This window comes from Enterobacter sp. DTU_2021_1002640_1_SI_PRY_ASU_LCPMC_013, from assembly GCF_032389435.1.
Classification (GTDB): Bacteria; Pseudomonadota; Gammaproteobacteria; order Enterobacterales; family Enterobacteriaceae; genus Enterobacter; species Enterobacter hormaechei_C.
On sequence record NZ_CP135594.1, the window covers coordinates 3,441,920 to 3,462,059 of the forward strand.

Annotated in this window: 16 protein-coding genes and 1 tRNA gene; 10 read left to right on the top strand and 7 right to left on the bottom strand. The window is 53.1% G+C overall.

Annotation, left to right across the window (positions count from 1 at the left end; genetic code table 11):
* Positions 1 to 35: 35 nt before the first annotated feature.
* Positions 36 to 788 carry a phospholipid-binding lipoprotein MlaA gene (gene mlaA, locus RS584_RS16445; RefSeq protein WP_003861365.1) on the bottom strand — a complete coding sequence of 251 codons (753 nt, stop codon included), beginning with the start codon at positions 786 to 788 and terminating at the stop codon, positions 36 to 38.
* Between the two features lie 314 nt (positions 789 to 1,102).
* On the opposite strand from mlaA, the gene RS584_RS16450 reads away from it, so the two are divergent.
* Positions 1,103 to 2,032, top strand: coding sequence for a formate/nitrite transporter family protein (locus RS584_RS16450; protein WP_048229778.1), 930 nt, complete (start codon positions 1,103 to 1,105; stop codon positions 2,030 to 2,032).
* Between the two features lie 75 nt (positions 2,033 to 2,107).
* Positions 2,108 to 2,179 (top strand) — tRNA-Arg (locus RS584_RS16455).
* 13 nt (positions 2,180 to 2,192) lie between these two features.
* Here RS584_RS16455 and RS584_RS16460 read toward each other — a convergent pair.
* Complete coding sequence (locus RS584_RS16460) at positions 2,193 to 3,572, bottom strand: diguanylate cyclase (protein WP_315748346.1); 1,380 nt, start codon at positions 3,570 to 3,572, stop codon at positions 2,193 to 2,195.
* A 268-nt stretch (positions 3,573 to 3,840) separates the two neighbouring features.
* On the opposite strand from RS584_RS16460, the gene lpxP reads away from it, so the two are divergent.
* Complete coding sequence (gene lpxP, locus RS584_RS16465; RefSeq protein ID WP_086524742.1) at positions 3,841 to 4,761, top strand: kdo(2)-lipid IV(A) palmitoleoyltransferase; 921 nt, start codon at positions 3,841 to 3,843, stop codon at positions 4,759 to 4,761.
* Positions 4,762 to 5,120: 359 nt separating this feature from the next.
* A complete protein-coding gene (ypdK, locus tag RS584_RS16470; protein ID WP_099458937.1) occupies positions 5,121 to 5,192 on the top strand; it encodes a membrane protein YpdK in 72 nt (23 codons plus the stop codon).
* Positions 5,193 to 5,249: 57 nt separating this feature from the next.
* Here the strand turns inward: ypdK and alaC are convergent, their stop codons facing one another.
* Entirely contained in the window at positions 5,250 to 6,485 is a 1,236-nt protein-coding gene (gene alaC, locus RS584_RS16475; RefSeq protein WP_234664949.1) for an alanine transaminase, read from the bottom strand.
* Positions 6,486 to 6,871: 386 nt separating this feature from the next.
* On the opposite strand from alaC, the gene RS584_RS16480 reads away from it, so the two are divergent.
* Positions 6,872 to 8,569 carry a LytS/YhcK type 5TM receptor domain-containing protein gene (locus RS584_RS16480; protein ID WP_193042330.1) on the top strand — a complete coding sequence of 566 codons (1,698 nt, stop codon included), beginning with the start codon at positions 6,872 to 6,874 and terminating at the stop codon, positions 8,567 to 8,569.
* A 13-nt stretch (positions 8,570 to 8,582) separates the two neighbouring features.
* The gene (locus RS584_RS16485; RefSeq protein ID WP_015572237.1) at positions 8,583 to 9,314 is read left to right on the top strand and encodes a LytR/AlgR family response regulator transcription factor; all 732 of its coding nucleotides are present in this window, start codon (positions 8,583 to 8,585) and stop codon (positions 9,312 to 9,314) included.
* Between the two features lie 35 nt (positions 9,315 to 9,349).
* Here RS584_RS16485 and glk read toward each other — a convergent pair whose 3' ends face one another.
* Entirely contained in the window at positions 9,350 to 10,315 is a 966-nt protein-coding gene (gene glk / locus RS584_RS16490; RefSeq protein WP_003861352.1) for a glucokinase, read from the bottom strand.
* Positions 10,316 to 10,520: 205 nt separating this feature from the next.
* Between glk and RS584_RS16495 the strand changes: the two genes are divergently transcribed.
* The gene (locus RS584_RS16495) at positions 10,521 to 11,756 is read left to right on the top strand and encodes an ion channel protein (RefSeq protein ID WP_032619299.1); all 1,236 of its coding nucleotides are present in this window, start codon (positions 10,521 to 10,523) and stop codon (positions 11,754 to 11,756) included.
* Here the strand turns inward: RS584_RS16495 and ipdC are convergent, their stop codons facing one another.
* Positions 11,757 to 13,415, bottom strand: coding sequence for an indolepyruvate decarboxylase (gene ipdC, locus RS584_RS16500; protein ID WP_017692977.1), 1,659 nt, complete (start codon positions 13,413 to 13,415; stop codon positions 11,757 to 11,759). It lies immediately after the preceding gene.
* A gap of 186 nt (positions 13,416 to 13,601) precedes the next feature.
* On the opposite strand from ipdC, the gene mgrA reads away from it, so the two are divergent.
* Positions 13,602 to 14,600: an L-glyceraldehyde 3-phosphate reductase gene (gene mgrA / locus RS584_RS16505; RefSeq protein ID WP_017692976.1), complete on the top strand. Its 999-nt coding sequence runs from the start codon at positions 13,602 to 13,604 to the stop codon at positions 14,598 to 14,600.
* A 126-nt stretch (positions 14,601 to 14,726) separates the two neighbouring features.
* Complete coding sequence (locus tag RS584_RS16510) at positions 14,727 to 15,074, top strand: DUF2502 domain-containing protein (RefSeq protein ID WP_015572233.1); 348 nt, start codon at positions 14,727 to 14,729, stop codon at positions 15,072 to 15,074.
* A gap of 33 nt (positions 15,075 to 15,107) precedes the next feature.
* Here the strand turns inward: RS584_RS16510 and RS584_RS16515 are convergent, their stop codons facing one another.
* A complete protein-coding gene (locus tag RS584_RS16515) occupies positions 15,108 to 16,346 on the bottom strand; it encodes an Nramp family divalent metal transporter (RefSeq protein WP_023295104.1) in 1,239 nt (412 codons plus the stop codon).
* A gap of 345 nt (positions 16,347 to 16,691) precedes the next feature.
* Between RS584_RS16515 and nupC the strand changes: the two genes are divergently transcribed.
* Positions 16,692 to 17,879 (top strand): nucleoside permease NupC, encoded by a 1,188-nt coding sequence (nupC, locus tag RS584_RS16520; protein ID WP_006811440.1) that lies wholly within the window; start codon positions 16,692 to 16,694, stop codon positions 17,877 to 17,879.
* Positions 17,880 to 17,925: 46 nt separating this feature from the next.
* Here the strand turns inward: nupC and RS584_RS16525 are convergent, their stop codons facing one another.
* On the bottom strand, positions 17,926 to 20,115 hold the full coding sequence (locus RS584_RS16525; RefSeq protein ID WP_193042335.1) for an EAL domain-containing protein: 2,190 nt from the start codon (positions 20,113 to 20,115) through the stop codon (positions 17,926 to 17,928).
* Positions 20,116 to 20,140 lie beyond the last annotated feature (25 nt).

Genomic DNA, 20,140 nt, shown 5'->3' on the forward strand with positions numbered 1-20,140 from the left:
GATTAAAAAAGGTGAGCATTGCTCACCTTTTTTATTTATTCCGAATCGATATCTTTTAATTCGTTCTCAATGGCTTTCGCGTTCGGATTATCTTCCGGCTTCAGCTTACCGCCGTTGGCAATAAAGTCATGGTTCTGGAAGTAGGCCTCGCGGACCATGATGTACGGATCGGAAGACTGACGCAGCAGACCATCAGAATCCAGCAGTTGCGCACGCGTTTCAATTCCTTCCACGGTCCATTTACCAATCGACAGCGGCCAGGTGAGCCATGACAGTACAGGATACAGCGTATCCACCATGTCGCCGCCATCATCACGCACGGTAAAGCTGCCGTAGAATGGCAGGTGCACATACGGACCATAACCTACGCCATAATGACCCAGCGTGCTGCCGAAACGGTGCGGCTGTTCACGCTGTAATTTCGGGTTCGCCATGCCTGCGACATCAATTAAGCCGCCCATACCCAGCAGGGAGTTCAGGAAGAAGCGGGTGAAATGCACCATCCCCTGATACGGGTCGCCCTGGAGGAAGTAGTTCACCATAACCGCTGGCTCTTCCAGGTTACTGGTAAAGTTGCTCAGCCCGTTACGCGCCGGCTGCGGAACGTAGTCACGCCATGCCACGGCAACCGGACGAACCAGATATGGATCCAGCACATTATAGTTAAAGCTGTACATTGAACGGTTAAATCCTTCGAGAGGATCGGAGCGTCCCGTTTGCTCGCCAGAGCTGGCGCAGCCCACAAGCATTGTTACGCCCAGCGCAAGCGCCGACAGCCGAAGCTTCATAAATTTCTCCCTGTTCAATATGGCTATCGTTGAATGCCATCTGTGACGGAGCCTGTGATGCTCCGCCTGAAACGTGCAAGTGATTGTAACAGCACGCTTACCGATGTCTACGAGGACAATGACGACCCGCTCGCGTCATCACGCTAATTTCAGCATAGCCTGTCTTTCAGAATTCGTTTCGCTGGCAATTTTATATTGGCTTTGAAAGAGATGTCTCACCTTTATTGCCATTTTCAGCAATTTAAGAGCATCCCCACGGGGAAAGCGCTAAAAGCCGCTACGCTTAAATGAGCAATTACCCCGAAGGAGCTGTTATGAAAGACATTAGCGAAGAGAAAATTGGTGAAAGCAAAGAGGAGCTTGAGATTGAAAGTGAGGAGAAAGACCGGGGAGAAGAGATAGAAGTCGATGAAGATCGCCTGCCGTCGCGCGCCATGGCTATTCATGAGCATATTCGCCAGGACGGGGAAAAAGAGATGGAGCGCGACGCGATGGCCCTGCTGTGGTCAGCCATTGCAGCCGGTCTGTCGATGGGCGCCTCTCTGCTCGCCAAAGGGATATTTCACGTTCAGCTGGAAGGCGTGCCGGGCGGTTTTTTGCTGGAAAATTTAGGCTACACGTTCGGCTTTATTATCGTCATTATGGCGCGACAGCAGCTATTTACGGAGAATACCGTCACTGCCGTACTGCCCGTCATGCAAAATCCGACCCTCGGTAATTTCGGTTTACTGATGCGCCTGTGGAGCGTCGTGCTGCTGGGTAACCTGATCGGTACGGGCATAGCCGCCTGGGCGTTCGAGTATATGCCAATATTTGATGAACCGACCCGCGACGCATTTGTGAAAATTGGCATGGATGTGATGAAAAACACGCCGGTTGAAATGTTCTCTAATGCCATAATTTCCGGCTGGATCATCGCCACTATGGTCTGGATGTTCCCGTCAGCGGGCAGCGCGAAAATCGTGGTAATTATCCTGATGACCTGGCTTATCGCACTCGCCGATACCACACACATTGTTGTCGGAACCGTTGAAATCCTTTATCTGGTATTTAACGGCACACTCCACTGGAGTGACTTTTTCTGGCCGTTCGCCCTGCCAACCCTCGCAGGCAACATTTGTGGCGGGACCTTTATCTTTGCGCTGTTGAGCCATGCGCAAATCCGTAACGACATGTCCAACAAGCGTAAGGCCGAGCTTAAGGCTCAGGAAAAAAAGGATAAAACTGCTGAAAAATCGGCGTGAACGGTGACTCTTTGACCAGTCAGGCGGCAATGCGCTTAACGAAAAGTGTAAATAACGCTATACTCTTGCCGCTTCGTCCCCTTAGTTAAATGGATATAACGAGCCCCTCCTAAGGGCTAGTTGCAGGTTCGATTCCTGCAGGGGACACTTCTGTCTTTCCTTACGCCCCCTTCCAAAGCTCCACGCAGTTTCGGCCACGCCGTTTCGCGCCGTATAAGGCTTCATCCGCCGCCTGAAACAATCGCTCGTAATCGGGATGCCCGTTGAACATCGCAACGCCTATCGAGAGGGAGAGCGGGATAATATCGCCGGTTGGGGAGTTAACCTTGATTTTTTCCACCCGCCTGCGGATACGCTCGGCGATTCGCAGCGCGTCCACCTCTGAGATTTCCGTTAGCACAATCAAAAATTCATCGCCGCCGTAGCGAAAAACGTAATCACAGGTTCGCACGTTGTCGTAGAACGCGCCGGAGACTTTTCGCAGGATCTCGTCCCCGGTATTGTGCCCCCAGGTATCGTTGATTTGTTTAAATTTGTCGACGTCAATCAGCAGCGTCGAGAGCTTTATTCCCGCCCGGGTGGCGTGCAGGATTTCGCGTTTGAAGATGGTTGGCAGGAAACGGCGATTCAACAGGCGGGTCAGGACATCAACCCCCACCTCGTGTCGCGACACTTCGTCAAACAGTTCGCGCAAAAGCGTGATGATTTGCGAGAGGGTATTACGCATTCGCTGCAAGAATTTATCCCGCTGCGCTTTATCACTCAGACCCTGCCCTGCAAGACGGACCTCGTTAAAAAGGTCATCGAATTCCTGAATCAGACGAGAGATATGACCGGCCTCAGCGATGCCGCTGAAATAGTGCCGACCTTTATGGCTAAACCACAGTCCAAATTCAGACTGCCCCAGCGGCAGACTGTTGCCGATACTGGAATTAAGCGTGATCTTATACAGAAGCACCATTTCCCATGACAGCAGCGCCGCGGTCTGTCTCTCCTTCTCCTCTTCTGCGTTCTCCATTAAGGAAAAGATGCGATAATTTTCGTCCTCTTTCGCCGCATTGTTCTCGCTAAATACATAGGCCCGCGACATCACTTCCATGGCCAGATCGATACTGTTTATCGCGTAGTGATAAATATGCAGCTTCACCTCAGGCGAATGGGCGCTGGTAGTAATGACAGGTAACAGCAGCTTTTTCAGAACACGGAAGCCCATTTCAACTAAATCAACCGAAATACCAATACGGGCATGAACATCCGCAGCGCGCTGCTGCGCCCGCATCTGCTCTTCAACCTGCTCCACACGGCATGAAAGCACATCAATAAGCCAGCGACGAAGCGCCTCCTGAAGCTGCCTCTCCACCTGTTCGGTTGTCAGGAATTCAGCTGCCGATGGATCTGCCAGCACAACACAATAGAATTCAGCGACCAGGGGAGTTGCGTTGTCTCTGGCAAGCTCAGTCGCAAGCCGATGCACATCGGGATCGGTTTCATTAATCAGCTTCACCCACTCTTCTTTCACCGTTTGCAGGTAGGTTTCCATGGTCTGCACCTTCAGGAGACATGCGGGAACGCAGATTTAACAATAGCAAAATCAAACCACTCCGTAATTGCCGCTTTTTTCAACAAAAACGAGTGATGGCTCATAATGTATAACGGTGCTACATTATGCCGCCCACCCAAGTCAGCAATGGCCAGGCAACGTCGTAAAGAACGGTAAAGCCTGCAACCATGACCTCGTCCTACGGTCTTAATGGCACGTGGTATCGCGAAGTCTGCGCTACCTTAACAGGCTTTACAAAGGTTCCACTATTTTGTCTCAATCCAAATTTCAGCGGGCGTTTTTGCACCCGCGCTACTGGTTTACATGGTTCGGCCTTGGCGTACTTTGGCTGCTGGTTCAACTTCCATATCCCGTGATCCGTTTCCTGGGTTCTAAGCTCGGCAGCGCATCGCGTTACTTTCTTAAGCGTCGTGAATCCATTGCCCGAAAAAATCTCGAACTGTGCTTTCCGCATTACAATGCGCGGCAGCGCGAAACGCTGATTGCGGAAAACTTTAAATCTATCGGTATGGCGCTGCTTGAAACCGGTATGGCCTGGTTCTGGCCAGACGAGCGTGTCCGTAAATGGTTTGACGTGGAAGGCCTGGATAACCTGAAACGTGCCCAGATGCAAAACCGCGGCGTGATGGTTGTGGGTGTGCATTTTATGTCGCTTGAGCTGGGCGGCCGCGTTATGGGTCTTTGTCAGCCAATGATGGCAACCTATCGCCCGCATAACAGCGCGCTTATGGAATGGGTACAAACGCGGGGCCGCATGCGTTCAAATAAGGCGATGATCAGCCGTAACAATCTCCGCGGTATGGTTGGCGCCCTGAAAAAAGGTGAAGCCGTCTGGTTTGCCCCGGATCAGGACTACGGTCCTAAAGGCAGCAGTTTTGCCCCTTTCTTTGCGGTTAAAGATGTCGCTACGACGAACGGTACCTTTGTGATTTCACGTCTCTCAGGCGCCGCGATGTTGACGGTGACCATGGTCAGAAAAGCGGATAAGTCAGGCTATCGTCTGCATATCTCCCCAGAGATGGCGAACTATCCTGAAGATGAGAGTGAAGCCGCGACCTTTATCAATAAGGTGATTGAGTTTGAAATTATGCGTGCGCCTGAGCAGTATCTGTGGATGCACCGCCGCTTTAAAACCCGCCCCCTGGGCGAAGCCTCGCTCTATATCTGACCCCTTTCGAAGGTTAGTTTCGCTAAGAAACTAACCTTTTCAAACACCTGTAATCGCAGTGCGTAACGGCTTTTTTCGACCGTCGCTCAACAGGCATTTATTGCGTACCGAAATCAAACTGTCGCCGTTCCACGACACTCGTAAGTGTAGGAAATTATTTAAAAAAATGCCTCTTGTCACTCCTGAAATTTAGGCGTACATTAGCGCCGTCTGGCGACAGGAAAGCACAGAATTCAGAGCTGAAGTTAGCGACGTAACGGGATAATTCCGATTTCCCCTTTCGCATGATTTCAACTCTCTATACTCAGTTGGACTCTGTTTTTTTAATGCGTACCGGAAGATACGCGGAGCGATGAAACGTGAAATATTTCTTTATGGGCATTTCGGTTATTGTTTTAGTTTGGGCCGGAACGTTTGCTCTGATGATCTAGTTAAGAAAATGCAGTCAAAAAAACAGGCGCCGTTGGCGCCTGTTTTTTTGTTGTCCGTTACGACTCGGGTTGTTCCGCAACGCTCTTCGCTGCAAGCAGGTCATCCGCGCGGAACATGCTTTTAATGCCCCGCACTGCCTGACGGATACGGTCGCTGTTTTCAATCAGCGCGAAACGCACATGCGTGTCACCGTAGTCACCAAAGCCAATGCCTGGAGAGACGCAAACCTTCGCGTCCTGAAGCAGTTTTTTAGCAAATTCCAGAGAACCCATCGCCGCATACGGCTCAGGGATTTTCGCCCAGACGTACATAGAGGCTTTTGGCATTTCCACCATCCAGCCTGCTTCATGAAGCCCTTTTACCAGCACATCACGGCGGCGTTTGTACTGAGCGGCAATATCGAGCACGCATTGCTGATCCCCTTCCAGCGCCGCGATGGCCGCGACCTGTAACGGCGTAAAGGTGCCATAGTCATGGTAGCTTTTAATACGCGCCAGGGCGCTCACCAGCGTTTTGTTTCCCACCATAAAACCAATTCGCCAGCCCGCCATGTTGTAGCTTTTCGACAGGGTGAAAAACTCAACCGCCACATCACGGGCACCCGGCACCTGCATAATTGACGGCGCTTTCCAGCCATCATAAACGATATCGGCGTAGGCGAGATCGTGTACCACCAGCACGTCGTAACGCTTAGCCAGCGCGACCACTTTCTCGAAGAATTCGAGTTCAACGCATTGTGCTGTTGGGTTTGACGGGAAACCGAGGATCATCATTTTCGGCTTCGGATAGCTTTCACGAATCGCCCGTTCCAGCTCGTTAAAGAAGTCGACGCCTTCCACCAGCGGGACAGAACGCACCTGCGCGCCGGCAATCACCGCCCCATAGATGTGAATCGGGTAGCTTGGATTCGGCACCAGTACGGTATCGCCGTGATCCAGCGTCGCCAGCATCAGGTGGGCCAGCCCCTCTTTGGAGCCAATGGTCACAATCGCTTCACTTTCAGGATCGATATCGACCTGATAACGATCCTGATACCAGCGGGAGATCGCCCGACGTAAGCGTGGAATGCCGCGTGAGGTGGAATACCCATGGGTATCGGGACGCTGGGCAACCGTGCAGAGTTTCTCAACGATATGCGGCGGCGTTGGGCCGTCAGGGTTACCCATACTGAAATCGATAATGTCTTCGCCGCGCCGACGCGCAGCCATTTTCAGTTCAGCAGTGATATTGAAAACATAAGGGGGGAGACGATCGATACGCGTAAAACGGCGTTCAGGACTGAATTCAGCCATAGATTCCTCAGAGTCACGTTAGCGCCCGGACCGTCCGAGCGACGCTGCCACCCGTGTGGCGTGCTTAGAAAATAACCTGAAGAAAAAGACGCTGTCGAGAGGATAACGGCAAAACAATATTTTGCGCTAAAACGGGAATGCGATTGCAGTGAAAAGCGGAACTCTTATCGCGAACAGGCAGTTTTAAGCGCTACGATTTAACACAATATTTTCAGTATCGTTACCTGGCTTTTCTCCCCAAACGGAAAAGCACCGGCTTTCAGTCAAAAGCCAGCAATCCCCTTTGAGAATTATGGTTTTTCCCCATTTGATAAATCTGATGGATAGCTGGTCATCAGGCCCTATGTTTTCTATCATAGCTTTTTCCCGTTTTCCCAGGCCTGACCGTGCACGAAATCTTCAATATGCTCCTCGCGGTGTTCGACCGCGCGGCATTAATGCTGATCTGTCTCTTTTTCCTTATCCGCATCCGCTTGTTCCGCGAACTGTTGCATAAATCTGCCCATTCGCCAAAAGAGCTGCTGGCCGTCACGTTTATCTTTTCGATGTTTGCCCTGTTCAGCACCTGGTCCGGGGTGCCGGTAGAAGGCTCGCTGGTGAACGTGCGCATCATCGCCGTCATGTCGGGCGGGATCCTCTTTGGTCCCTGGGTAGGGATTATCACAGGTATCATCGCCGGCACCCATCGATACCTGATTGATATAGGCGGCGTGACGGCAGTCCCCTGCTTTATCACCAGCATTATTGCCGGGCTGCTCTCGGGCTGGATTAACCGCAAAATCCCGAAAAAGCAGCACTGGCGTGCAGGGATTATCGCGGGGATGGTCTGCGAAACGCTGACCATGATCCTGGTCATCGTCTGGGCGCCAACCGTTGCGCTGGGGCTGGATATCGTCTCGAAGATCGGTATTCCTATGATCCTCGGGAGCGTCTGTATCGGTTTTATCGTGCTGCTGGTGCAAAGCGTGGAGGGCGAAAAAGAGGCCAGCGCCGCGCGTCAGGCCAAGCTGGCGCTGGATATCGCCAACAAGACGCTGCCGCTTTTCCGACACGTTAACGCCGAATCTTTACGTCAGGTTTGCGATATCATCCGCCGTGATATTCACGCCGATGCGGTCGCCATCACCAATATTGACCACGTGCTGGCTTACGTTGGCGTCGGGGAGCGCAATTATCGCGACAGCGACGATACCATCAGCCCGACCACCAGACAGGCGATTAACTACGGAAAAATCATCATTAAAAACAATGATGAAGCCCACCGGACGCCAGAGATCCACTCAATGCTGGTGATCCCGCTGTGGGAAAAAGGCGTGGTCACGGGGACGCTGAAAATTTACTACTGCCATGCGCACCAAATCACCTCTTCGCTCCAGGAGATGGCGATTGGCCTGTCGCAGATTATCTCCACTCAACTTGAGGTTTCGCGTGCAGAGCAGCTGCGCGAGATGGCAAATAAGGCAGAGCTGCGCGCCCTGCAAAGCAAGATCAATCCCCATTTCCTGTTTAACGCGCTGAACGCTATCTCCTCTTCCATCCGTCTGAATCCGGATACCGCGCGGCAGCTGATATTTAATCTGTCGCGCTATCTGCGCTACAACATTGAGCTAAAAGACGACGAGCAGATCGACATCAAAAAAGAGCTGTATCAAATCAAGGATTACATCGCCATCGAGCAGGCACGCTTTGGCGATAAGCTCACGGTCATTTACGATATTGATGAAGAGGTCAGCTGCGTGATCCCAAGCCTGCTGATCCAGCCTCTGGTGGAAAACGCCATTGTTCACGGTATTCAGCCGTGTAAAGGCAAAGGCGTAGTAACGATTAGCGTGACGGAAAGCGGTAACCGCGTGCGCATCGCCGTGCGCGATACCGGGCACGGCATCGATCCGAAAGTCATCGAGCGCGTCAAATCAAACGAAATGCCAGGCAACAAGATCGGACTGCTGAATGTGCATCACCGGGTCAAACTGCTGTACGGTGACGGGCTGCATATTCACCGTCTTGAGCCGGGCACCGAAATTGCCTTTTATGTTCCGAATGAGCGAACGCCCGTGAATGCCCCGATATCCTTGTTGCCGTAGGCCGGAGTAACAGATGAAAGTCATCATCGTAGAAGATGAATTTCTGGCTCAACAGGAGTTGAGCTGGCTTATCAAAACCCACAGCCAGATGGAGATTGTTGGCTGTTTTGAGGATGGTCTGGACGTGCTGAAATTTTTACAGCATAACCGGGTCGACGCGATATTCCTCGATATTAATATTCCGTCGCTGGACGGCGTCCTGCTGGCGCAAAATATCAATCAGTTCGCCCACAAGCCGTTTATTGTGTTTGTCACCGCGTGGAAAGAGCATGCCGTGGAAGCCTTCGAGCTTGAGGCGTTTGACTATATTCTGAAGCCGTACCAGGAGTCGCGTATTATCAGCATGCTGCATAAGCTGGAAGCCGCGTGGCAGCAGCAAGCATTACCCGCCAGTGCCAGCCCGGTAGCGCGGGAAAACGACACGATTAATCTGGTGAAGGACGAACGGATCATCGTCACGCCTGTCGACGATATTTACTATGCCGAAGCGCATGAAAAAATGACGTTTGTCTATACGCGGCGTGAATCCTACGTCATGGCGATGAACATCACCGAATTCTGCAATAAACTCCCGGCCGCTCACTTCTTCCGCTGCCACCGCTCGTTCTGCGTCAACCTGAACAAGATCCGCGAAATCGAACCCTGGTTTAATAACACCTATATTTTGCGGCTGAAGGATCTGGATTTTCAGGTGCCGGTAAGCCGCAGCAGAGTGAAAGAGTTCCGCCAGCTCATGCACCTGTAGCGCGTTCCCTCTCCCGCAGGAGAGGGGAATGAGCATCAGAGGATCTGACCCAGTACCTGACGCAGATGCGCCCCGGAGCCCAGTAAGCCTGGGTTGTCGTGGACAATCAGGTAAACAGGAATGTCCTGGACATAGCTCCTGAAGCGGCCTTTGTCTTCGAAGCCGCCACGGAAGCCGGAGGCGGTAAAGAAATCGAGGAAGCGCGGCACGATCCCGCCCGCAATATAGACCCCGCCAAAGGTGCCAAGGTTCAGCGCCAGGTTGCCGCCAAAACGCCCCATGATGACGCAGAACAGCGACAAAGCACGGCGGCAGTCAATACAGCTGTCGGCCAGCGCGCGTTCGGTCACATCTTTAGGTTGCAGATTTTCAGGCAGACGACCGTCTGATTTTACAATCGCCCGATACAGGTTCACCAGGCCCGGGCCAGAAAGCACCCGCTCGGCCGACACGTGCCCAATCTCGGCGCGTAGCTCCTCCAGAATAATGCCCTCTTCTTCGCTGTTCGGCGCAAAATCCACGTGACCGCCCTCGCCCGGCAGGCTGACCCAGCGTTTGTCGACGTGGACCAGGTGCGCCACCCCCAGGCCGGTGCCTGCGCCGTAAACGGCAATCGGTTTGCCTTCAACCGGGGCCGTACCGCCGAACTGAATCAGATGCTCTGGTTTAAGCATTGGGATAGCCATGGAAACCGCAGTGAAGTCGTTGATAATTTCAAGGTGCGAGAAGCCGAGGTTTTTCCGCATTTCGGCAATTGAGAAGGCCCACGTGTGGTTGGTCATCGCCACCCAGTCGCCGGTGATCGGACAGGCAATAGCGATACAACCGTCTTCAACGCTCACTTTATGCTCTTCCAGATAGACGCGAACCACCGCTTCCAGGCTTGGGTAATCCAGCCCTGAATAGGTTTTCGCCTGAGAAATTTCACCGCTGTTCACATCGCACAGGGCAAGGCGCGCGTTGGTGCCGCCTACATCACCTACCAAAGCATACTTTGTCATTCTTCTACTGCTCCGCTAAAGTCAGAATAAATCTTTGGGACACTGTAAATTCAAGGCGTGATAACAACAACGACCAGAAGGTGACTGCCCATGGATTATCGATCTTCGTCACATTATAACTTTACCGTTTCAGCACCTTTTGCACTATTGCCACAATGCTGATTGTGCAAAGTAACGTTAAGCCGTTTTGTACAAGGAAATCATCATGCTCCATCCGCGAGCCAGAACCATGCTGTTATTGGCTGTCCCGGCGCTGATTATTGGCGTGGCGTCGAGCCTGGTGCTCATCGTCGTCATGAAAGTGGCGGCGGTGCTGCAAACGATTTTATGGACCGCGCTTCCGGTAAAACTCGGCATCAGCATTGACTCGCCGGGCTGGATCATGATGATGCTGACCCTGACCGGGATTGCCGTAGGGCTGGTGATCCGCTATAGCCCGGGTCATGCCGGGCCGGACCCGGCACTGGAACCCTTGATTGGCGCGCCTGTCTCTCCCTCTGCTCTGCCGGGGCTTATTATCGCGCTGATTATCGGTCTTGCGGGCGGCGTAAGCCTCGGGCCTGAACATCCCATTATGGCGGTTAATATCGCGCTGGCGGTCTTTCTGGGGGCGCGTCTTTTTCCGCGCGTTGGCGCGCTGGACTGGACGATCCTGGCGTCAGCAGGCACCATCGGGGCGCTGTTTGGCACTCCGGTCGCGGCTGCGCTCATTTTTTCGCAAACCCTCAGCAGTGATCATGAAGTACCGCTGTGGGATAAACTCTTCGCGCCGCTAATGGCCGCCGCTGCGGGAGCCCTCACCACCAGCCTGTTTTTCCATCCCCATTTTTCACTCACCATCCCCCACTACGGCCAGATGCAACTCACCGATATTTTCAGCGGTGCCGTCGTCGTCGCGATCGCCATTGCGCTGGGGATGGTCGCGGTGTGGTGTCTCCCTCGCCTGCATCGCCTGATGCACAGGCTGAAGCATCCGGTGCTGATTCTGGGCATGGGGGGTTTTATTCTGGGCGTTTTAGGCGCCATCGGCGGGACGGTTACGCTGTTTAAGGGTCTGGACGAGATGCAGCAGCTGGCCTTCAGCCAGGTCTTTAGCGTCTCCGATTATCTGCTGTTCGCGCTGGTAAAACTGGCGGCGCTGGTGGTCGCTGCGGCCTGTGGTTTCCGGGGAGGTCGTATCTTCCCGGCGGTATTTGTTGGCGTCGCGCTGGGGCTGATGCTGCATGAGCACGTTGACGCTGTCCCTGCGGCGATTACCGTCTCCTGTTCCATTCTGGGGCTGGTACTGGTGGTCACGCGCGATGCGTGGCTGAGCCTGTTTATGGCGGCCGTTGTCGTGCCGGATACCACGCTTCTGCCGCTGCTCTGTATCGTGATGTTGCCCGCCTGGCTCCTGCTGGCGGGCAAACCGATGCTGATGGGATGGCGAAACGACAGGTAATCAGGCGTTATTGCGCGCCTCCAGCGCTTTGGTCAGCGCGCTCAGCAGCGGCGGAATATCGGCTTTCGGCAGCATCACCTCGATCAGCGAAAGCCGCTCATGGTGTGCCACTTTATCCAGCACCTCCGCCAGCGCTTCCGCTTCGCTGACGCGCCAGCATTCTGCCTGAGGCGCCAGGCTCAGCGCCTGCGGGATCTGCGTCCAGTTCCAGAGGGCAATGTCGTTATAGCGCTGCTCCGGCCCGTGGATGGCCCTTTCCACCGTGTATCCTTCGTTGTTAAGCACCAGAATAATCGGGCGCTGCTTGTCGCGCAGCATCGATCCCAGCTCCTGAATGGTCAACTGCGCGGCGCCGTCACCCGTCAGGACAATCACGCGTCGGTTCGGACACGCCGTTTGCGCGCCAAACGCCGCCGCCAGCGTGTAGCCAATCGATCCCCACAGCGGCTGGACGATAAAGTTCACGTCCGCCGGTAAACGCAGATCGATAGCGCCGAAAGCAGACGTTCCCTGGTCAGCCAGAATAATGTCTCCGGGGCGGATAAACGTTTGCAGGGTACGCCAGAAGCTCTCCTGAGTCAGCGCCCCTTCGATAGTCGGGAACGAAAAGCCGCTGTGATCCAATGGCGCTCGCGTATCACGAACATAGGTTTTACACAGCGCTGTCAGCGTTTCAATGGCCTCCCTCATCGGGATACCCGTAAACCAGACGTCGCCGACGCGGGACGCGTGGGGCTGAACCTCTATCGTCTGGTCTGGCGTCAGCTGGTGGGTAAACCCGGCAGTGAGCGTATCGGTAAAGCGCGTGCCAATACACAGCACCGTATCAGCCCCCTCGATGGCCTCTTTGACCGGCGCGGCGCTCGCCGATCCGCTGTAGGTGCCGTAAAAACCGCTCTGTCGTTCGTCAAAAATGCCCTTGCCCATCAGCATGGTGGCGTGTGCCATCGGCACCTCTTTCACCCACGTCTGAAGGGCCGTGCGCAGACCATGGCGGAGTACGAGGAAGTCCGCTAACAGCGCGGTGCGTTTGCTCGTGGACAAGCGCTTTTCGGCAGCCTCACGGAACGCCTGCAAGCAGGCTGAATCAGCCGGTGCGGGGTTAACAGTGAGAGCGCTTACAGGGGGCGTAGCGGCTTTTTTCGCCACATCAGCGGGCAGCATCAGGTAGCCCGGACGGCGCTCCCGCAGCATAGTGGTCAGGACTCTGTCAATTTCATAGCAGGCGTTTTGTTCGGTAAGCACCGCCTGTGCTACGGTGATGGGTTCGCTCATATGATAGAAATGGCGGAACTCGCCGTCACCCAACGTATGGTGCAATAACTCTCCTCGCTGCTGCGCCGCCATACCCGGGGCCCCCACAATATGGAGGACGGGAACATGTTCAGCAAAGCTGCCCGCCACACCGTTCATGGCGCTTAACTCCCCAACGCCGAATGTCGTCAGGAGCGCGGCAAAGCCCTTACAGCGGGCATAGCCGTCTGCGGCGTAAGACGCGTTCAGTTCATTGGCACAGCCCACCCAGCAGATGTCCGGGCTGTCTATCACGTGATCGAGAAATTGCAGGTTATAGTCGCCTGGCACGCCAAACAGATGATCGGCACCACAATCTGTTAGTCGGTCCAGCAGGTAATCGGCGACGCAATAGGGGGTACGCATATTATAAGTGTCCTTCTGACGTTGACCTCACTCTGAGTATTAAATAAGCGTGAAGCGTGTCCAGAATTGGCGACAATCAGGGTCTGGAAAGAATGCTTTACGAAAAAAGCTGAGCTATGCTCATTTTCTTCAGGTTAGTGTAAACGTATACACTGATGTTTCTTTCCAGCGCCAGAGGTCTCGTCAATGGGTTATCAGCCTGACAAAAATCGTTATCAGACAATGCAATATCGCCGTTGTGGACAAAGCGGCCTTAAGCTTCCCGCCATCTCGCTGGGGCTTTGGCATAATTTTGGCGACGCGACGTTACTCGAAAACAGCCGTCAACTTTTACAGCGTGCTTTCGATTTGGGTATTACGCATTTTGACCTTGCCAATAATTACGGCCCGCCTCCTGGTTCGGCCGAACGTAATTTCGGGCGCATTTTGCAGGAGGATTTCCTGCCCTGGCGCGATGAGCTAATCATCTCCACCAAAGCGGGCTACACCATGTGGGACGGGCCTTACGGCGACTGGGGCTCACGTAAATATCTGATCGCCAGCCTGGACCAGAGCCTCAGGCGTATGGGGCTGGAGTATGTCGATATTTTCTATCACCACCGCCCGGATCCACAAACGCCGCTACGTGAAACCATGAAAGCGCTTGACCATGTGGTGCGTCAGGGCAAGGCGCTGTACATCGGTCTGTCCAACTACCCGGCAGAAGTGGCAAGGCAGGCGATTGAAATACTGGAGGATCTGGGCACGCCATGTCTGATCCACCAGCCGAAGTACTCCATGTTTGAACGTGCGCCTGAAGAGGGGTTGCTGGACGTGTTGCAGCATAAAGGGGTGGGATGTATCCCCTTCTCCCCCCTGGCGGGCGGACAGTTGACCGATCGCTATCTGAACGGTATCCCGGCGGATTCTCGCGCAGCAAGCGGCAGTAAGTTCCTTAACCCGGAGCAGATCACCGACAAAAAGCTGGAAAAGGTACGCAAGCTGAATGCGCTGGCGGAAAACCGGGGGCAAAAGCTATCGCAAATGGCACTGGCCTGGATCCTGCGCCACGATGCGGTGACATCCGTGCTCATCGGCGCAAGCAAGACCGGACAAATTGAAGATGCAGCAGGCGTGCTTGAGAATTGTCGGTTCACGGCAGAAGAGCTGAAGACGATAGATACGATCCTGTCCAGTTCAGATTAAAAACACTTTTAGCAAAAAGTGCTCTCGTTCCTGATTTAGGAGTTGAGGCGATGAAACGAATGTTTACCAACTCGTAAAATTGCGTTAACAGGTCGCACAGCGGCCCCGATCGTGAAGGAGAAGAGTATGTTCAGGTCACTGATTCTTGCAGCGGTATTACTGGCTTCGGCCCCGCTGGTCGCCAGTGCGGGCGAAATCACCCTGTTGCCATCGATTAAATTACAAATTGGCGATCGTGATGACTACGGCAGATATTGGGACGGTGGCTACTGGCGCGACCGTGACTACTGGCATCGCCATTATGAATGGCGTCAAAACCGCTGGTGGAAACACGATAACGGCTATCACCGTGGCTGGGATAAGCGTAAGGCTTACGAACGCGGCTACCGCGAAGGCTGGAACGATCGTGACGACCGCCGTGGCGGCTGGGGTCATGGAAAAGGCAGAGGCCACGGTCACGGCCATCACCATTAACAACAAAAAGGAGCCTTCCGGCTCCTTTTTCTTTTACAGGCCTGCGGCTGTGCCTATCAGCAACCACAAGTTTAACGCCACCACCACGACCACAATGGCCCACCCGGCGCGCTTCACCCACGTCGAATTCACCAGTTCGCCCATCAGCGATTTATTACTGGTGAAGATCAGCAGTGGCACCAGCGCCAGCGCAATCCCGAAACTTAGCAGTACCTGACTCATCACCAGAATGCGGGTCGGATCCAGCCCCATCAGGATCACAACAAAGGAAGGCAGCATCGTGACCGAGCGGCGAACCCACAGCGGAATATGGAAACGTACGAACCCCTGCATCACCACCTGCCCGGCCAGTGTCCCCACAACCGTAGATGAAAGACCCGCAGCAACCAGGCTTAAACCAAAAATAGTGGCAGCGGCATGACTCAGCAACGGCTCCAGCGTCAGATAAGCCTGGTCGAGATCGGCAACCCCGGTATGCCCGTTAAAGTGGAACGCGGCGGCGGCGGTCGCCATCATCGCCAGATTCACAAATCCGGCAATGGTCATCGCGATAGTCACATCCCATTTCGAGGCGGAGTAGCGCTCTTTACTCGTCCCGCCATGCAGATTCTGGGTTAATGAAGAGTGCAGATAAATGACGTGCGGCATGATGGTCGCCCCCAGCACCCCGGCAGCCAGAAAAACGGCTTCAGAAGTGGGTAACGACGGGATCACCATCCCTTTCGTCAGCTGCGCCAGATTCGGCTGGGAGAAAATCAGCTCAACAATATAGGCGGCAGCGACGAACAGCAGCAGGCCGCCGATGACTTTCTCCAGCGGTTTTTGTCCCCGCCGCTGGAGCATCAGAATCAGGAAAGTCGCGATACCGGTCAGCACGGCCCCCTGAAGCAGGGAGACGCCCAGGATAAGCTTAAAGCCGATCGCCGCCCCGATAAACTCGGCGAGATCGGTGGCCATGGCGATAATTTCCGCCTGAACCCAGTAAAACCAAACTGCCGGACGTGGATAATGATCGCGGATTTGCTCCGCCAGGTTTTTTCCGGTAGCAATACCCAGCTTCGCGGAGAGCATCTGAATCAGCATCGCCATCAGATTGGCCCATACCACAACCCACAGCAGTTTATAGCCGAAACTGGCCCCGGCCTGAATGTTGGTCGCAAAATTACCCGGATCGATGTAGCCAATCGCGGCAATGAATGCCGGTCCCATTAATGCGAACCGCAGCTTGCGTGCCGCTCTGCCGCTGCTACTCTCTACGCGACTATTCGTCATTTCTGCCTCTGGAAATATAGCCTTTGCTATGTTTTATGCTATCAAAATGAGAATGATTATCAAGTTCATTTGTAACGGTTAACATGATTTCTCTGATAGTCAGGAACGATAGACAGGCAGGTGGAGCAAGGTCACAGAATGTGAAAATGCGCAGACATTTGTGAAGCGTAGCACACAAACTTAACTTTTCACTCATTTACCTAACATAACAAAAATGTCTTGTTGATCACTATTTTTGAGACTCGTCACAGGATGTAACTATAGTGTGGGCTTGATCTCGTTTTCTTTGTGCTTGTTACATAGAATGTGCACGGAAATTAAACCTGCCTCATATTTGGAGCAAATATGGACCGCGTCCTTCATTTTGTCCTGGCACTCGTTGTCGTTACTGCACTTGCATTGCTGGTCAGCACAGACCGCAAAAAAATTCGTATTCGCTATGTTGTCCAACTGCTGGTCATTGAAGTTTTACTTGCGTGGTTCTTCCTGAACTCCAACGTAGGCCTGGGCTTCGTGAAAGGCTTCTCCGAAATGTTCGAAAAACTGCTCGGATTTGCCAACGAAGGGACAAACTTCGTCTTTGGCAGCATGAACGATCAGGGTCTGGCCTTCTTCTTCCTGAAGGTGCTCTGCCCTATCGTCTTCATCTCTGCCCTGATCGGTATCCTTCAGCACATCCGCGTTCTGCCGGTGGTTATCCGTGCGATCGGCTTCCTGTTATCGAAAGTTAACGGCATGGGCAAACTGGAATCCTTTAACGCAGTCAGCTCGCTGATTCTCGGTCAGTCTGAGAACTTCATTGCGTATAAAGATATTCTCGGCAAGATGTCCCGTAACCGCATGTACACCATGGCGGCAACCGCAATGTCTACCGTTTCCATGTCTATCGTGGGCGCGTATATGACCATGCTGGAACCAAAATACGTAGTTGCGGCGCTGGTTCTGAACATGTTCAGCACCTTTATCGTGCTTTCGCTGATTAACCCGTACCGCGTGGATGCCAGCGAAGAGAACATTCAGATGTCAAACCTGCACGAGGGACAGAGCTTCTTCGAAATGCTGGGTGAATACATTCTGGCGGGTTTCAAGGTTGCAATTATCGTCGCCGCGATGCTGATTGGCTTTATCGCGCTGATCGCTGCGCTGAACGCCCTGTTTGCGGCCGTACTCGGTATCTCCTTCCAGGGTATTCTGGGCTACATCTTCTACCCGATTGCCTGGGTGATGGGCGTGCCCGCTCACGAAGCGTTGCAGGTGGGCAGTATCATGGCAACGAAACTGGTTTCCAATGAGTTCGTGGCGATGATGGATCTCCAGAAGATTGCCAGCACACTCTCCCCTCGTGCGGAAGGGATCCTGTCCGTCTTCCTGGTCTCCTTCGCGAACTTCTCTTCCATCGGTATTATCGCTGGTGCGATTAAAGGCCTGAACGAAGAGCAAGGTAACGTCGTTTCTCGCTTTGGCCTGAAGCTGGTTTACGGTTCAACGCTGGTGAGCGTCCTGTCTGCCTCTATTGCAGCACTGGTTCTGTAATTCATACCGTGCAATAAAAACCGGGAGCCATCGCTCCCGGTTTTTTTTATGCCTCCAGCGCCGTCAGGGGCAGTGGTTTACCAATCAAATAGCCCTGCAAATAGTCCACGCCGAATCGCAGCAACATCTCGCGTTGTTCAGCCGATTCCACATATTCAGCCACCACACAAAGCGATTTCGTTTTGGCCATGTTGCAAATGGACTGCACGATCATCGCATCCATGCTGTCGGTGCAGATATCTTTCACGAAGCAGCCATCGATCTTTATAATATCGGCCTCCAGCCGCTTCAGGCGCTCAAAGTTGGCATAGCCGGTACCAAAGTCATCAATAGCAATGCGGAAGCCGTAATCCCGCAGCTGCTGGATATTGTTGATGCTGCTTCCCGAGTCAGAGAAAGCCTGTTCCTCGGTGATCTCAATGACGATATCTTGCGGCGCAATGGCGTAGCGTTCAAAAAGCGCGATGATCTCAGCCGCAATCTCATTTTGCATCAGCGTCAGCGGCATCAGATTAACGGAGAACCGCGTTCCGGCCCGTTCGGACGGATGGCTGCGCATCCACATCAGCAATTTTTCCACCACGTTCAGGTCAAATCGGTGGCTCAGGTTAAACTGAGCAATCAGTGGAATAAAGCGATCAGGCGTGATGATCTCCCCCTCGCTTTCAAGCCTTGAGAGGATTTCAAAGTACCCTTCCCCACGCGCGTTATGGATTGGCTGGGCGTAAAGGTGAAGCCCACCGATATCAAGGGCGCGTTTTATGCGGGCCAGCATCAGCACTCTGTCCGTCGTCTGACCGGAGACATCATCCAGACTGTTGGTTAACGCCAGGACGTTGTGCCCGGCACAGGACTGCTCGGAGAGCCAGCTCAGCTGACCCAGCGTGTGATGCAGGCTTTCTCCATCCGGCACTTCCCCCCAGGAGGCGCCAAACTCGATGTCGAGCTCAGTCTTGTTCCAGATAATCTTACGGCTGTTCAGATGATCAACCATATATTGCAGACGTTCAGCCGTGCCCGGACCCAGCAAGACCACTACCAGCTCACTGCCCGGCAACTGGAAGAGCTTCTCGTCTTTTTGCAATAACGGTTGCAGCGACGCGGTGATCATCTTTTTACAATGTACACGCATGAGGATGCCGTAGTGACGGCTCAGGAATTCGAGATTATCCAGGCGCAGGCAGCAGACTTTGGCCTCGGGATGGTGCTGTAAAAACACTTCCAGCGCACGAATGTTAGGCAGACCGGTGAGCGGATCGGTAAGCGCCCTCTCCTGCCACCCCTGTTTCAGCCATTCACTTTTCTGATAGATCCGCGACATGTAAAGCAGGCAGATGGCGAAAGAGATAAGCACCGACAGGATAAAGGAGAGCGAGTGGCCCGATTCAACGCCATTAAGAAAATTATAATTATAGGTCAACAGCATGAGCGCCGAGGCCGCCCAGAATAAAGAGATGAGCGCATAGCTCAGACGACCAATCCCCAGGGTAAAAAGAATGAAAACGATTGGCATCAAATAACCCGCAATAAACTGCGACTCAAAAGGCGCGCATAAAATAGCGATCATCGAGATCAACAGCATCAGCCACACAACGATAAATAACGCTTTTTTGTGACAAAAGAGGGGCTTCACGCTTCGCCGCCAGAATGTTCGGGCATAGCGAGGATTAATAATCATTCTTAACGGGTAATAGAACATCATGGTGAAAATCAGGGCGGCACAAATCAGACTCTGAATATCGATAACGTTATAAATTGCAGAGCCTTCGCCGAAATAGGAGGAGATTGTCACCGGGAAATCAAATAAATATCCCGCCAGATACATCGATAATTTGATGCCCACAGGCACCATAAATCCGAGCCAGAAAATACGTATGCCAATGTACTTATTCGGCATGCTGTGTCGCCAGCGCTTGCCCAGCACCAGACGGATGACGCCACAGGCGGCGAAGACGGTAAACGTCTGACAACATAATAATACGGCAGATTGTAGTGGCGCTAAATCAAGATTATAAATATTAGTAATACTAAAACTTAACAGCAAAGGAATGATTGCCCGCCGTCCAAATAACAACACGATGGCGAGCATGGCACTTAAGGGCAACCACGCCAGATAAACATCATTTTCGCTAACAATGGCCCGTGGAGAGATATAACGAGAAAAAGGAATCGCAATCAGGCTTAGCGCCAGGGCAATCATAAATATCTTTACATTATTGTAAATTTTTCTATTCATTAATCCGGATAATCTATTTTACCAT